The following is a 14,205-nucleotide window of genomic DNA, read 5'->3' on the forward strand; positions in this document are numbered from 1 at the left end:
CCAATCCTCACACCCCGTCCTAATCGGGTTAAAATCTGCTTATCGGTTTTAACTATCACCCCTTCTATCCAGCACAAGTTTTGTGCGCGGCACCGCTAAATCCCTAATTATTCAAGGAAAACTTGTTATATTTAGCGGCGGACCTATGGTGGAGTAACAGGGGGGATGATGGATTTTTTTGATGAGATGCTGGATAACGGCGCCCCAAGGGAAAGCTATGCCAGCTATCACGCGTGGTATGAAAGCCAAGATAAAAAATTGCTCAAGCGCAAAATGACCGAAGCCGAAGCTGTGTTTCGGCGTACGGGTATCACCTTTAATGTTTACGGAAAACGCGATGCGGATGAGCGGTTAATCCCGTTTGATATTATTCCGCGCATTATCGCTGCGCGCGAATGGGCGCGCCTGACCCTTGGGATAGAGCAGCGCGTCAAAGCGATTAACGCGTTCTTGCACGACATATACCATAATCAGGAAATCCTGAAAGCGGGCATATTGCCGTCCGCGCTTATTGAAAATAACGACGCGTTTTTGCCGCAAATGATTGGCGTGACCCCGCCGGGAAAAGTTTATACCCATATTGTGGGCGTCGATCTTGTGCGGACCGGGGCGGATGATTTCTTTGTCTTAGAAGATAATGCCCGTACACCGTCTGGTGTGTCTTATATGCTGGAAAACCGCGAAACAATGCTGCAAATTTTTCCAGAATTGTTTTCGCGAAACAAAGTTCAACGCGTCAATAATTATCCGCAAACTTTGCGTCAATCGTTAGAGGCTTGCGCGCCCAAACATTGCACCGATAAGCCCGTCATAGCTGTGCTGACTCCCGGTATTCATAATTCTGCTTATTTCGAGCACGCGTTTCTGGCCGATCAAATGGGGGCTGAACTTGTCGAAGCCAATGATATTCGCATTAGAGATAAGAAAGTGTGCATGCGCACCACGCAGGGCTACACGCCCATTGATGTGCTTTATCGTCGCGTTGATGACGATTATCTTGACCCGCTAAATTTTAAGCCTGAATCAATGCTTGGCATTCCAGGTATTATGGATATTTACCGCGCAGGCGGAATTACGATTGCGAATGCCCCCGGATCAGGCATCGCTGATGACAAAGCGATTTATTCTTACATGCCCGACATCGTGCGGTTTTACACCGGCGAAAAAGCGCTGTTAAGAAATGTGGAAACATGGCGATGTTCAGATCCGGACTCTCTTAAATATGTGCTGGAGCATTTAGGCGATCTTGTCGTCAAAGAGGTGCACGGTTCTGGCGGTTATGGTATGCTGGTCGGGCCAGCCTCGACCAAAGCCGAAATTGACCGCTTTGCCAAAAAACTGCGCAAGAACCCTAGCAATTATATCGCGCAGCCAACATTGGCTCTGTCGACGACGCCGATATTAAACAAGGGTGAATTGGCCCCGCGCCATGTTGATTTGCGCCCGTTTGTTTTGGTTGCCCCAGATAAAATCATCACGACACCCGGTGGTCTAACCCGCGTCGCTATGAAAAAAGGATTGCTTGTTGTCAATTCCAGCCAAGGCGGCGGAACCAAAGACACTTGGGTTTTGGAGGACTAGGCGGTGCTCGGAAAAACAGCAGGCAGCCTTTTTTGGATGTTCCGATATATGGAACGGTGCGAGAATACGGCGCGCTTGACCGAAGCCGGATTTTACATCGCACTAACGCGGTCAAAATCTGCCGAGGATGAATGGCAATCCATCATCAAAGCCGCCGGTATGGAAAGCAAATTTGAGACGCTGCACGACACGTATGACGGCCCCTCTGTCATCAATTTTTTGCTGCGGGAGAAAGATAATCCGGCCAGTGTGCGCTCTATGATTGATTTGGCGCGCTCTAATGCCCGAACGGCCCGAACGGCACTGACCCGCGAAGTGTGGGAGGCGGTTAACGAGGCGTGGTTGAACATATGCGAGGCGTTGAAAAAACCTGTGACGCCCAAAGGTCTGCCCGAAATTTTGGCGCTCATCAAACGCCAAACCGCGCTTGTCGAAGGCGCGTTGCAAGGCACAATGTTGCGCAACGATATTTTCGATTTTGCACGGTTGGGCATGTTCATTGAACGGGCAGATAATACGGCACGAATATTGGACGTTAAATATCATGTTTTATTGCCGTCTGTGTCGCTGGTCGGCGGATCGTTGGATAATGTTCAATGGGAGACGATATTGCGGTCTGTTTCGGCCAACCGGTCTTACCGCTGGGTCAATAAGGGAGCGATCAGTCCCAAAAGCATCGCCAATTTTCTGACGCTTGATCGGTCTATGCCGCGTTCGCTCATGTTTTGCCAATGCGAAATTGCCCATAATTTGGGTCACTTAAACCGGGCATATGGCACACAACATGAAAGCCAGACATTGTCCGAAGCCTTATTGAACAGTCTGCAATCGCAAACAATTGACAGCGTTATGGCGCAAGGCCTTCATGAATTTATCACTAACTTCCTGCGCCAAAACCAAGCATTGGGAGCACAAATAGAAAGCGATTACAGCTTTTACGCTTAGCCATGATTTTAGATATTGCACATAAAACGGAATATCGATTTGACGAAGCGCCGCATTACGGCTTGCAGCAAATCCGGCTGACGCCCTTATCCGGCGATAGCCAGCGTGTTAAAAACTGGACCCTGACTTTTGATGGGGGACAGGAAGAAGCTGTCTTTACCGATCATTACCAAAACACCGTCACCTTAATCAGCCTTGATAGGGGCGCAAAACACCTGACCGTTACCTCGCGCGGGCAAGTCGAGATTTTGGATAATCACGGAGTTGTCGGCGCGCATATGGGCTATGCGCCGCTTTGGCTTTATCTTCGCGATACACCGTTAACGACGCCCGGTGTCGGCGTGGAAAAACTGGTCAAAAAATTTACAGCCTTTGAGGGCACAGATCTGGATAAGCTGCATAAATTATCCAAACTCATCGGGAAACGCGTCAGTTACGAGACCGGACAAACGGACGCGATGAGCACAGCGGAGGATGCGATTAAGGCCGGGGCCGGGGTCTGCCAAGACCATAGTCATATTTTCATTGCTGCTGCGCGCCGTGCGGGGTTTCCTGCGCGCTATGTCAGTGGGTATTTAATGATGAACGACACAATTGCACAGGACGCAACCCATGCATGGGCCGAAGTTTACGTGCCAACACTGGGCTGGACAGGGTTTGATGTGTCCAATCAAATTTCCCCTGATAGTCGCTATGTTCGTGTGGCAACAGGACTTGATTATTCCGCCGCAGCGCCTATCTCTGGGCTTACATTTGGCGGCCAGAACGAATCAATTTCTGTCGACGTGCAAGTGCAACAATAAGAGAATAATTCATGACATATTGTGTTGGTTTGCGCCTGAATAGAGGGCTTGTCTTCATGTCTGATACCCGCACAAATGCTGGTGTTGATGACATTGCGACGGTTAAAAAAATGCATAGCTGGCATGTCGAAGGTGACCGCGTTATCACATTGATGACGGCCGGTAATCTGGCGACCACCCAAGCGTTGATTAGTGTGCTGGACGAACGGTCGAAAGTGCCGGAAGATCGTGATCCGTCTATCCTTGCCGTTCCAACGATGTTTCAAGTTGCGCGCCTGATTGGCAAGACGTTAAAAGAGGTCATCCAAGCCAATTCCGATACGGGGCAGACCGCAGAGTCGGCCTTTAACGCAACGTTGATTTTGGGTGGTCAAATCAAAGGCATGGCGCCGCGCCTTTTTATGATTTACCCCGAAGGCAACTTTATTGAGGCGCAAAACGACACGCCGTTTTTCCAAATTGGCGAGACAAAATACGGGCGGCCCATATTAGTGCGCGCCCAAGACCCAACGATGAGCTTTGAAGAGGCGGTTCGCCTGCTGATCGTGTCTTTTGACTCGACGATAAAGGCGAATTTGTCTGTTGGTTTACCGCTGGATTTGATGACGTATGAAGCCGATAGCCTGACCCTTGGTATGCAGAAGCGGTTTAAACGCGATGATAAATACGTGCGTACAATTTCAACAGGATGGGGCAAGGCTTTGAAAAAGGCGTTGGATGGTTTGCCCGACTTCACATTTAATGAAACCCAATAAAACTGTCCTTTATTGGCTACTTCCGACGCCGTCTTGAAAATGTTGGCATTGACCCGCGCGACTTATATTCGCGCTCTTCATCAGTGGGCGCAAAAATCAGCTTATCGCGTTCAAAATCAAGGATATAGCGCTCATTCTTTAACGCGTCTGCGCCGATGATGATAAACGGGTTATCCTCTATCCCAAGCACGTTAAGGCTCTCGAAATCGAGCACAATGAACTCTGTGCCCTCAAAAAGTTTTTGCCCAGCACGGTAATCTGTGGCCCGAATTTTTGAGACGGGTTGAAACGTACCGACCGCGCCTTCGATTTCCCATTTCTTCAAGAGTCGGCTTTTGACAGCGCGGAGTTGCGGAAAACGAGATGTGTTCCAATTCATCAAATTAAATTCAGATCCCGTGTCCAGAAGCGCAGGCGTCAGCGCATTGCCAAGCCGCACATCCATAAAATGGAGCTGTCGTCCGTCCTCTAAAAATGGGTTGGGTTTAAGGGTGACGACCCGCCAACTTGGCGGTGCAGATATCATACCCATGTCTTTGGGTATGAGCTTTAAGACCTCCTGTGGCCGGTCAACATAGATATGAAATTGGGACAATATATCCATCCCTAAAATGCCGTCGTGCAGCTCTTTATCGCGGGCTTTACGCTCTGGATTATTCAGGCGTGCAATAGGCACGTCATTGAGGGTGGCTGTGCCCAATCTCAGCGTCGGCAGCGTCACAAGTGGTTGAATGTCCGCCGCCAGCATGCCGTGAATGCGCACCTGTTGTTGCCCGTCAACGGCCTTACCTATTGTCTGGCCCATTGTTTGCCCCGTCGTCTGGCCCATTGTCTGCCCCAGGCGTTCCCATTCTGACGCGTAAAGCGCGGAATGGGTTGCACCCGTATCCAACATCAAATTAACCTGCCGTCCGTTGGGCAACCCTGCGTCAATTACCATGCGGCCATGCGGCGTGGCGGGGAGCGTGAAGGTAAGCACGCGCGGGTCAGTCTCTATGTCGGAAATGGATATGCCTTGTGCGCGCGGCACAGTCTCGCAAGCGACCAATGAGGCCGCAGCCACTATTAAAAATGCCCACTTCAAAAAGCTCATGGAGAGACTATAGGCGAAGCGCCCGGAATTACCGCATCAAATATAAGAGAGCGGCATGGATATTCGTGACACGGGCGGGCGTGACACAAACTGGTGTAAACCAAGCCCCACCGCCGCGCGTAATGATATTATGACAGCGTCCCCAGCATCCAAACCTTCTGACGGGCTTTTTTATCCGCCGCACGCTAAGCCGCTGACGGGGAAAGAAAGCTTTGTGCAATCGACCTATAAGTTCTTGAAAAACCCGCTTGAGGGCTTTGGTCCGCTCGCTTACGCGCAACCAATCGTCAGTCTCAAGACCTTTTGGTATCGCACCCATGTGGTCAGCGACCCCGTCGGCATGCTCCAAGTGCTGGGAACGGAGAGCGCGAAATTTCAAAAAGCCCCGATTGACGGCCGTATCTTGGGCCCCGCGACCAAAGAGGGCCTGTTGTCCGTTGGCGGTGACCAATGGAAGACCCAACGCCGCGCCGTCGCGCCAATATTTGCGAAACGCCATATGGCCGACCTTGCGCCGATGATTGCGGATGTGCTGCGTGATTTCAAAGCTAAAATAGGTGAGGGCGGCTCGGTTGAGCTTAACGCCGCCATGGCGGACGTGACCTTTGACGTGCTGGCTAAAACACTGCTGGGCGACCCATCTGGCATGGACCGCGAACGATTGAAAACGGCCACGCGCAAAGTGGTGACATCAGCGGGTACGCTGCGGCCTGATGACCTTCTGCCCATGCCGCGCTGGATGCCGCGCCCCATCCCGCCCAGCGGGTCGCGGGCGTTAAAAGCATTGAAAGCCGCCGCAGATGACCTGCTGGACAGCCGTGTTGATGACACTGACGCGCGTGATCTGGTGGGGCTTTTGGTGTCTGCCACGGATCCGCATACGGGTCGCGCGCTTAGTCGCCGCGAACGGCGGGATAACCTGATCGGGTTCTTTATTGCGGGGCATGAAACCACGGCGCTGACCCTGACTTGGGCGCTATATTTGGCGGGTATGCACGGCGCGACCTTTGCGCGCCTGCGGGACGAAGTCGACGCTGTGCGCCCTGATGGCGACATCAGCTATGATGATATGGCCGTCCTGCCATTTACCCGCGCTGTGATTGACGAGACCATGCGCCTGTTCCCGCCTGCGCCCATATTGAACCGTGAATGTATCGAGCCGACCACGCTTTATGGCCGCGATATCGCGCCTAATGATGTGGTGATTTTAAATAACTACATCATGCACCGCACAGACCGCCTGTGGGGTAATCCGCTGGCCTTTGACCCTGACCGCTTTTTGCGCGACCCCAGCCTTCGCAATAAAGGCGCACCGTTTATGCCTTTTGGTGCAGGCCCGCGTATCTGCGTCGGCATGGCCTTTGCGATTATGGAGGCGGTGATGGGCCTTGCGACACTGGTGCGCGATTACGACATTGATATATCCGCTGATTGCTATCCTCGCCCGCTCATGACCGTGACGCTTCGTCCCGAAGGCGGGATAAAGGCCAAGCTGACGGCAAGAGCGCGTTAGGACTCATCTGTTCGCCGCCTTATGAAATATGTCGCGATGACGGTCAGTAACACTGTAATCGCTACAACGGGTAATATCCATTTCAGATGTTCGCCCATAACCATGCCGAGCGTGGCGACCACGGTAAAGACGACTGTAATATACAGTAGCGCCGTGATGGTTATACCAAGGCAGTATTTCCAATAGGGCACATGGAAATAGCCGCAAGCAAAGTAGGTCGGGATACGCGCGAGTGGGATGAACCGCCCAACAAGCAGCGTTTTAAACAAATTGCCTTGGACTTTGTCGCCCATGGCGATGACTTTGTCTTTTTGTGCCTGTTTTTGACCTTGGGGATGTTTTAGAGCCCACCAGCCCAGCCAATATTTCCAGTAATCAGACAAGCAAAGCCCCAGCCATATAGTGAGAAAGACAGCAATTTTTGGAAGTTTACCGCTCTCTGCAAGGCCAGCGGCATAGAGCACGGCAGCGTCCTCTTGAACAAACGGGCCTAGCAATATGGAGCCGTATAGAAACAGCAAGGAATCGGGCAACATATCCATGAATTATGCGCTCCGGGCTGCAAAACACGACTAAATCATCCCAAACATGGCCATTCGCGCGGTGATAGCAAGAATTTTCGCTGAATTTCGTTGCATAATTCCCCCGATAGACATTGCAACGGATGGGACACCGTGACATAACGCGCTCGCAATTTGGCTGCAAATGTTGGGTCGTGCTGTGTCTTGTTACAAGAGGCGCATGCGGCCTTTGGCACTTATAGCGGCTATGACAAGATAATGGCGTGTATGCGCCGCAAAATGGACGGACGAACCATGGAAGTAAAAGAACTAAAATCTGAGGGCCTCAGCAAGACATTCGCTGTCACTGTGTCCAAAGAGGATTTGAACACAAAGCTAGAAGCCAAAATCAAAGAGATGCAGCCGCAAGTATCTCTCAAAGGCTTCCGTCCCGGTAAAGTGCCTGTGGCCCATATCCGCAAGATGTTTGGTCAATCCATCATGAAGGACCTCGTTGAGGAAACCGTGAATGAGACCAGCCAGCAAGCGATTAACGACAATAAGCTCCGCCCAGCCGGTCAGCCGCAAGTTGACCTTCGCGCGAATGGTGAAGACGTTACAACAGGTAAAGCTGATTTAGAATATCAACTGACCGTTGAAACTATCCCTGAATTTGACATTGCTGACATTTCAAAAATGAAATTCACCAAGCTCACGGCCGAAGTCGATGATAAAGTGCTCGAAGAGCGTATCGGTAAATTGGCCGAAGGTCAGAAAACCTATAAGAAAAAAGCTAAAACAGCCAAAGCGAAAGACGGCGACGCCGTGCTTATCGACTTTGTTGGCTCCGTTGACGGTGTCCCGTTTGACGGCGGCGCGATGGAAGGTCACCAACTTGTTCTTGGGTCTGGCGCGTTTATCCCTGGTTTCGAGGAAGGCCTTATCGGCGTGAAAGCCGGTGATGAGTTGGACGTGAAGGTCACATTCCCAGCAGAATACCAAGCCGCTGATTTGGCTGGCAAAGACGCTGTCTTTGCAACTAAGGTCATCGAAGTTCAAGGCGCGAAAGACGCCGAAATTGATGATGATCTGGCGACAAAATTCGGTCTTGAAGATCTGGCCAAGCTAAAAGAGCTGGTCAAAGAGCAGACAGAGCAAGAATTTGCAGGGCAGTCACGCATGAAGCTTAAGCGCGCGATTTTGGACGAGCTTGACAAGGCACATAGTTTTGATTTGCCGCCAAACATGGTCGAAGCCGAGTTTGAAAACATCTGGGCGCAGGTTCAGGCGGAAAAAGAGCAGGGTCAGCTTGACGAAGACGACGCCAAGAAAACAGATAAGCAGCTTGAAAAAGACTACCGCAAAATCGCTGAGCGCCGCGTGCGCCTCGGTCTTGTTTTGGCTGAAATGGGCCAGAAAGAGGAAGTCACAATTTCCAATGAAGAGCTTCAAGGTGCCATGATTGCCGAAGCCCGTCGTTACCCTGGGCAAGAGCAGCAAGTGATTGAGTTCTATCAAAAGAACCCGAACGCTATTGCCCAGCTTCGCGCGCCCATCTTTGAAGAAAAGGTCGTCGACCTGATCATTGAGAAAGCCGAAGTCAAAGACAAAAAAGTCAAAGAAGAAAAACTCTTTGAAGAAGACGCGATGTTATAGCGTTTGCGACACGATTAAGTTTCAAAACCCAGCTTAACGGCTGGGTTTTTTATTGGGTGACGGGGTGTTAGGGTCGAGGCCATAGAGAGTTGATTAAACGGTTCAAAAACGGTCGCTGATTATGTTTTCCTTGTTCCCTGGACGCGTACTCGGTTTATCTTGCTCAAGTATAAACCATCTTTTTCCCCTATTTATACTCACGGGTTTAAAACGCGATACCCCAAAGGGATGTCTTATGTTGTTGGCTAGTTTCCTTTATCATAGCCGCCCATAACCCTCGCTAATCATAGCAATCGGCAAGCAAAGCCCTCATAAACTCTAACCCTAACTGCTGCGTCAATTCAATATTTCGGATGGGGATAGTCTCTGGATTGGGATAGGTTTTTAAGGCTGCCTCAACGCTGGCCTCTCGTAAAATATGCAGCATGGGGTAAGGGGACCGGTTGGTGTAATGGCTGGGGTCATCCGGTGCCGGGCCTGCAAAGCAGTAATCAGGGTGAAAACTCGCCAATTGATAAATCCCCTCATAACCTTCGGCTTTTAACAAGGCATTGGCGATGTCGAGCATATCTAAATAGGCCTCAAAATCAGAGAGAGCTGAGGGAAATATCAAAAGGGTCGTTTCCCTCTTTATATCCTGATCCAGCGCGGCGCATTGGATCATGAGCTGCTCTAACTGCGCGGGCAAATCAGCTGTCTCAATCACCTCATAATGAATGCGGCCCCTGTCATGTTCGCGCTTTGCAAAGGGGCAGAGGGTATATTGAATAATGACATCTGAGAGCCATTTTTGGGTTTGATGGATGACGGTGGCGGTGGTGGGGGCAGGGCTTAGCATTGTGTCACGGTCGCCGCAGGTTCACGAGGTTCATCTTTGCTCGCGCTTGGTTGACGGCGTTCCACGCATGGGGGTCTTTTGACAGCACACGAATGAGTTTGCCCGTTGAAATGTCGAGCGCGCTGGCGGATTGACCAATCACCCAGTCGTGATGGGCAAGCACGTCCAGTAAACCTGCGATGAACCTAGCATAGCGGTGGTCTTTTTTGCCGAGTGTCCAAGCGCCTTGTTGGGGTGATAAGGCCGGGTCGAGCGGGCCGCCCGGCGTCACGGGCATCCGCAATTGTATCGCTATGGCCGAGCGGAGGCGCCTTAGGGCCTCGGCCTTGTTACGATGTTGGGAGCGGTGATCGGCGCATAGGGCGACGACGGCGCCGTCCAAGACTGACAAACGGACAGCGGAATCCGTTGTATTACGATGTTGACCGCCGGGACCAGAGGCGCGGTAGGTTTCTTGGTGGCAATGTCGCAGCAAAGCGTTGTCATCCAGATCAAGAAGCGCGTTACGGGTCGGTATGGCCTTGGTGGGGTGCATGATGATTGCCTAACATCTTTGGATGTTTGCCGACACAGTATAAATTAAAATGATTGGGAATGCGGTAACATCACACTATGGTTTACTTGCGTCATCGGGTGCTTTCCTAGCTAAATTAACCCGCGGCTACACTAAACCCACGGCGGTGCATGGCCGTATCCATGTAAAGACTGCAATAAGGCCCCCATGACCGAAACCCCCAAACACCCTGACGGTAAAGCCGTGCCGACGCGGCGTCTGTCTCGCCTTGCAGGCTTGGGCGGTATGGCGGCGGGGGTGGCGGGTAATATGATTGCTGGCGGCGCAAAGCAGCTGGCGTCTGGCAAACGGCCCCGCGCGGCGGACCTGTTGCTAACGCCGTCTAATGCGCGAAAGCTAACCACGCAGCTCGCGAATATGCGCGGGGCGGCGATGAAAATTGGGCAGATGATATCTATGGATAGCGGGGATTTCCTGCCGAAGGAGCTTTCCGATATTTTGGCACGGCTACGCTCTGACGCGCAACATATGCCGCGCGCGCAACTGGACACAGTCCTTAAGTCTGAGTGGGATTACGGTTGGCAGATGAAGTTTGCGACCTTTGATTACCGACCGATGGCGGCAGCCTCTATCGGGCAAGTGCAGCGCGCCAAGCTGTTTAGCGGTGAAGAATTGGCCATTAAAGTCCAATATCCCGGCGTGAAAGAAAGCATTGATAGTGACGTGAATAATGTTGCGGGCTTGTTGAAAATGTCAGGCCTCTTGCCGCCGCATATGGACGTCAGCCCCATCATTGAAGAGGGGCGCATACAACTGCACCAAGAAGCGGACTATGTCAGGGAAGCCGCCTATCTGACCCGCTTTGGCGCGCTTTTGGCGGCGGATGACGATTTCATCGTTCCGACGCATTTTCCTGAATTTTCCACAGAACGCATTCTTGCCATGTCTTATATTGAAAGCGTGGCAATTGAAGATATGGCGGAGGCTGAGCAAGCTGTGCGTGACCACATAATGGAACGCCTTATCACCTTGACCCTGCGTGAATTGTTTGAATTTCAAATCATGCAGACCGACCCAAACTTTGCCAATTACCGTTACGAGACGGACGGCGAACGCCTTGTGCTACTTGATTTTGGGGCGAGCCGCGATATCAGCGATAGCTTGGCCGACGGATATAAACGTCTTTTGAAAACGGTGTTGGACGCTGACACAGAACAGACTTTGGTCGTGGCAACAGATATTGGGCTTTTGCCCAAGGATATGACGCCGGCGGCGCGCGCGGCGGTGCTTGAGATTATCGATATGGCGGTAGAGTCCCTGCGCCGTGATGCGCCGTTTGATTTTGGGCAGAATACAGTGGCGCTGGATATGCGTGAAAAGGGTATGGCACTCGCGGCTGATCGGGACCTGTGGCACGTTCCACCCGCAGAGAAAGTGTTTATACAGCGCAAATTTGGTGGGATTTACTTGCTGGCGACACGGCTGCGCGCCCGTGTGAATGTGCACAGCTTAATACGGGATTTTGTGGGTTAGGGGGCGATAACGGCCCCCTCATTTCGTACGCGTTACGAAAAACTGACGTTATCTCACGGGAATAAGCACATTTTATTCACCTTGCGACAGCTCGCCACTTGCGTATCGCGCGCACACTCTCAATATATCAGTAATGTTTTGCGCCCACAGTGGCAGAAAGCCCTGATTAGGGGCCAGTAAGGATAGACCATGACAAACCTCCCATTTGACCCGACGAACCCGATGCAAACAATGCTAAACCTTGTGCCGACGGTGATTGAACCGACAAGCCGCGGTGAACGCGCCTTTGACATTTTCTCACGCCTCTTGCGTGACCGTATTATTTTCCTTAACGGCCCTGTTGAGGACGGTATGGCGAGCCTGATTTGTGCGCAGCTTTTGTTCCTTGAATCAGAGAACCCGAAAAAAGAAATTAGCATGTATATTAACAGCCCCGGCGGCGTGGTGACGTCTGGCATGGCGATTTATGACACGATGCAATATATCAAATGCCCTGTGTCCACCGTCTGTATTGGCCAAGCGGCGTCTATGGGCTCGTTGTTATTGGCAGCTGGCGAAGCGGGTATGCGCGTCGCCCTACCCAATGCGCGTATCATGGTGCACCAACCGTCCGGCGGTTTCCGGGGGCAGGCGTCTGATATTCAACGTCATGCCAATGACATACTGGCAATGAAGAAGCGCCTTAACGAGATTTACGTGAAACACACAGGGCAGAAATATGCCATGATTGAGAAAACGCTCGACCGTGACCATTTCATGACGGCCCAAGAAACCAAAGACTTTGGTATTGTTGATCACGTTTACACATCACGCGGTGAAGAAGATAAGTAGGTAACGGCGCAAGCCCGTCTTTTCGGCGCAGGTGATTAAGCGGCTGCGATTGCGCAAAGTTGGGCTTGCACAAACACTCTAATGGTGTTGGAATGATACGCATCGTAAGGCAATTGTAATAAAACTGTTTTATTGCTGGTCATAACGGGCGAAAAATGGACGGTATTTCGGCATCGTCTTTGCAAGGCATGTGACCGCAGCATAAGTCTGTGGGGCACAAAAGGACAAAAAAATGAGTAAATCAGGCACAACAGAATCCAAGAACACGCTTTACTGCTCGTTTTGTGGAAAATCGCAACATGAAGTCAGAAAGCTGATTGCAGGGCCGACTGTCTTTATTTGTGACGAATGTGTCGAACTTTGCATGGATATTATCCGTGAAGAGGGCAAAGGCTCTATCTCCAAAGCGCAAGAAGGTGTGCCCAGCCCGCAAGAGATTTGTGAAACGCTGGACGATTACGTCATTGGCCAAGCCCATGCCAAGCGCGTGCTCGCGGTTGCGGTGCACAATCACTACAAACGCCTCAATCATGCGGCGGATAATCCCGAAGTAGAATTGGCGAAATCTAATATCTTGCTGGTTGGCCCGACGGGGTGTGGTAAAACACTGCTGGCGCAGACTTTGGCGCGTATTTTGGATGTGCCCTTTACAATGTCTGATGCCACGACATTAACTGAGGCTGGTTATGTCGGCGAAGATGTTGAAAACATCATTTTGAAATTGTTGCAATCTGCTGATTATAACGTCGAGCGCGCACAGCGCGGCATCGTCTATATTGACGAAGTTGATAAAATTAGCCGTAAATCTGATAACCCGTCCATCACGCGCGATGTGTCTGGTGAGGGCGTGCAACAAGCGCTTCTCAAGATTATGGAAGGCACAGTTGCGTCTGTTCCGCCGCAAGGAGGGCGTAAGCATCCGCAGCAAGAGTTCTTGCAGGTTGATACAACCAACATCTTGTTTGTTGTCGGCGGTGCCTTTGCCGGTCTTGATAAGGTGATTTCAAATCGCGGCGAAGGCAGCACAATCGGCTTTGGCGCGAAGATTAAAAACATTGATGAGCGCGGTGTTGGTGAAATCTTGCAAGAGGTCGAGCCGGATGACCTGTTGAAATTTGGCCTTATCCCTGAATTTGTTGGTCGTTTGCCGGTTATTGCCACGCTGCAAGACCTGGACGAAGACGCGCTGGTTAAAATTCTGACCGAGCCAAAAAATGCGCTGGTCAAGCAATATCAAACGCTCTTTGAGATGGAAGATATTAAGCTCACTTTTGCGGAAGATGCCTTATCAGCCATCGCCAAGCGCGCGATCAAACGTAAAACAGGAGCCCGTGGTTTGCGCTCCATTATGGAAGGTATCTTGCTTGATACCATGTTCGATTTGCCGACCTATGACGGTGTCGAAGAGGTCATTGTAAACGCCGAGGCGGTTGCGAAAACGGCCAAGCCATTGCTTAGCTATGGCGACAGCAAGAAAAAGAAGGCTGACAAAGCGTCATAAAGTCTTTTTCCGATTAAAGTTTTAAGGCGGTTAGGGTGACCTAGCCGCCTTTTTCATGTGGTCGAGCGGTGAAAGACGAGGCAACTTTGCGCGTCAGGCATAATGCACTGTTATAGCGCGTTAAAATGACCCGATTGGCCTT

13 protein-coding genes are annotated in these 14,205 nt (G+C 51.2%); 9 read left to right on the plus strand and 4 right to left on the minus strand.

Annotated elements, in window-relative coordinates:
• The first annotated feature begins 168 nt into the window (after positions 1-168).
• The 4 genes from AB6B37_RS05670 to AB6B37_RS05685 are packed head-to-tail and all read left to right on the plus strand — an operon-like array spanning position 169 to position 4,084.
• A complete protein-coding gene (locus tag AB6B37_RS05670; protein WP_371398417.1) occupies positions 169-1,581 on the plus strand; it encodes a circularly permuted type 2 ATP-grasp protein in 1,413 nt (470 codons plus the stop codon).
• Between the two features lie 3 nt (positions 1,582-1,584).
• The gene (locus AB6B37_RS05675; protein ID WP_371397924.1) at positions 1,585-2,526 is read left to right on the plus strand and encodes an alpha-E domain-containing protein; all 942 of its coding nucleotides are present in this window, start codon (positions 1,585-1,587) and stop codon (positions 2,524-2,526) included.
• A gap of 2 nt (positions 2,527-2,528) precedes the next feature.
• Entirely contained in the window at positions 2,529-3,329 is an 801-nt protein-coding gene (locus tag AB6B37_RS05680) for a transglutaminase domain-containing protein (protein ID WP_371397925.1), read from the plus strand.
• An 11-nt stretch (positions 3,330-3,340) separates the two neighbouring features.
• Positions 3,341-4,084 carry a peptidase gene (locus AB6B37_RS05685; RefSeq protein WP_371397926.1) on the plus strand — a complete coding sequence of 248 codons (744 nt, stop codon included), beginning with the start codon at positions 3,341-3,343 and terminating at the stop codon, positions 4,082-4,084.
• 16 nt (positions 4,085-4,100) lie between these two features.
• Here AB6B37_RS05685 and AB6B37_RS05690 read toward each other — a convergent pair whose 3' ends face one another.
• Positions 4,101-5,177 carry an aspartyl protease family protein gene (locus AB6B37_RS05690; RefSeq protein ID WP_371397927.1) on the minus strand — a complete coding sequence of 359 codons (1,077 nt, stop codon included), beginning with the start codon at positions 5,175-5,177 and terminating at the stop codon, positions 4,101-4,103.
• A 55-nt stretch (positions 5,178-5,232) separates the two neighbouring features.
• Here AB6B37_RS05690 and AB6B37_RS05695 point away from each other — a divergent pair, with 55 nt between their 5' ends.
• The gene (locus AB6B37_RS05695; protein ID WP_371397928.1) at positions 5,233-6,690 is read left to right on the plus strand and encodes a cytochrome P450; all 1,458 of its coding nucleotides are present in this window, start codon (positions 5,233-5,235) and stop codon (positions 6,688-6,690) included.
• Here the strand turns inward: AB6B37_RS05695 and AB6B37_RS05700 are convergent.
• On the minus strand, positions 6,687-7,232 hold the full coding sequence (locus tag AB6B37_RS05700) for a DedA family protein (RefSeq protein WP_371397929.1): 546 nt from the start codon (positions 7,230-7,232) through the stop codon (positions 6,687-6,689). The two genes, AB6B37_RS05695 and AB6B37_RS05700, sit on opposite strands and share 4 nt — an antisense overlap.
• A gap of 153 nt (positions 7,233-7,385) precedes the next feature.
• Here AB6B37_RS05700 and tig point away from each other — a divergent pair, with 153 nt between their 5' ends.
• Entirely contained in the window at positions 7,386-8,846 is a 1,461-nt protein-coding gene (tig, locus tag AB6B37_RS05705) for a trigger factor (protein ID WP_371397930.1), read from the plus strand.
• Positions 8,847-9,126: 280 nt separating this feature from the next.
• Here the strand turns inward: tig and AB6B37_RS05710 are convergent, their stop codons facing one another.
• Positions 9,127-9,684, minus strand: a complete 558-nt coding sequence (locus tag AB6B37_RS05710; RefSeq protein ID WP_371397931.1) for a DUF1415 domain-containing protein — start codon at positions 9,682-9,684, stop codon at positions 9,127-9,129.
• Between the two features lie 4 nt (positions 9,685-9,688).
• On the minus strand, positions 9,689-10,219 hold the full coding sequence (locus tag AB6B37_RS05715) for a peptide chain release factor-like protein (RefSeq protein ID WP_371397932.1): 531 nt from the start codon (positions 10,217-10,219) through the stop codon (positions 9,689-9,691).
• 186 nt (positions 10,220-10,405) lie between these two features.
• On the opposite strand from AB6B37_RS05715, the gene AB6B37_RS05720 reads away from it, so the two are divergent.
• The 3 genes from AB6B37_RS05720 (at position 10,406) to clpX (ending at position 14,063) form a co-directional block, all read left to right on the plus strand.
• The gene (locus tag AB6B37_RS05720; RefSeq protein WP_371397933.1) at positions 10,406-11,731 is read left to right on the plus strand and encodes an ABC1 kinase family protein; all 1,326 of its coding nucleotides are present in this window, start codon (positions 10,406-10,408) and stop codon (positions 11,729-11,731) included.
• 189 nt (positions 11,732-11,920) lie between these two features.
• The gene (locus tag AB6B37_RS05725; protein ID WP_371397934.1) at positions 11,921-12,562 is read left to right on the plus strand and encodes an ATP-dependent Clp protease proteolytic subunit; all 642 of its coding nucleotides are present in this window, start codon (positions 11,921-11,923) and stop codon (positions 12,560-12,562) included.
• 232 nt (positions 12,563-12,794) lie between these two features.
• On the plus strand, positions 12,795-14,063 hold the full coding sequence (gene clpX / locus AB6B37_RS05730; protein WP_371397935.1) for an ATP-dependent Clp protease ATP-binding subunit ClpX: 1,269 nt from the start codon (positions 12,795-12,797) through the stop codon (positions 14,061-14,063).
• The last annotated feature ends 142 nt before the right edge of the window (positions 14,064-14,205 follow it).

Source organism: Fretibacter rubidus, assembly GCF_041429785.1.
GTDB classification, from domain to species: Bacteria; Pseudomonadota; Alphaproteobacteria; order Caulobacterales; family Maricaulaceae; genus Fretibacter; species Fretibacter rubidus.

Coding starts and splice junctions, on each gene's coding strand:
- AB6B37_RS05670 (WP_371398417.1), top strand. CDS start 169: ATGGATTTTTTTGATGAGATGCTGGATAACGGCGCCCCAAGGGAAAGC.
- AB6B37_RS05680 (WP_371397925.1), top strand. CDS start 2,529: ATGATTTTAGATATTGCACATAAAACGGAATATCGATTTGACGAAGCG.
- AB6B37_RS05685 (WP_371397926.1), top strand. CDS start 3,341: ATGACATATTGTGTTGGTTTGCGCCTGAATAGAGGGCTTGTCTTCATG.
- AB6B37_RS05690 (WP_371397927.1), bottom strand. CDS start 5,177: ATGAGCTTTTTGAAGTGGGCATTTTTAATAGTGGCTGCGGCCTCATTG.
- AB6B37_RS05695 (WP_371397928.1), top strand. CDS start 5,233: ATGGATATTCGTGACACGGGCGGGCGTGACACAAACTGGTGTAAACCA.
- AB6B37_RS05700 (WP_371397929.1), bottom strand. CDS start 7,232: ATGGATATGTTGCCCGATTCCTTGCTGTTTCTATACGGCTCCATATTG.
- AB6B37_RS05710 (WP_371397931.1), bottom strand. CDS start 9,684: ATGCTAAGCCCTGCCCCCACCACCGCCACCGTCATCCATCAAACCCAA.
- AB6B37_RS05715 (WP_371397932.1), bottom strand. CDS start 10,219: ATGCACCCCACCAAGGCCATACCGACCCGTAACGCGCTTCTTGATCTG.
- AB6B37_RS05720 (WP_371397933.1), top strand. CDS start 10,406: ATGACCGAAACCCCCAAACACCCTGACGGTAAAGCCGTGCCGACGCGG.
- AB6B37_RS05725 (WP_371397934.1), top strand. CDS start 11,921: ATGACAAACCTCCCATTTGACCCGACGAACCCGATGCAAACAATGCTA.
- clpX (WP_371397935.1), top strand. CDS start 12,795: ATGAGTAAATCAGGCACAACAGAATCCAAGAACACGCTTTACTGCTCG.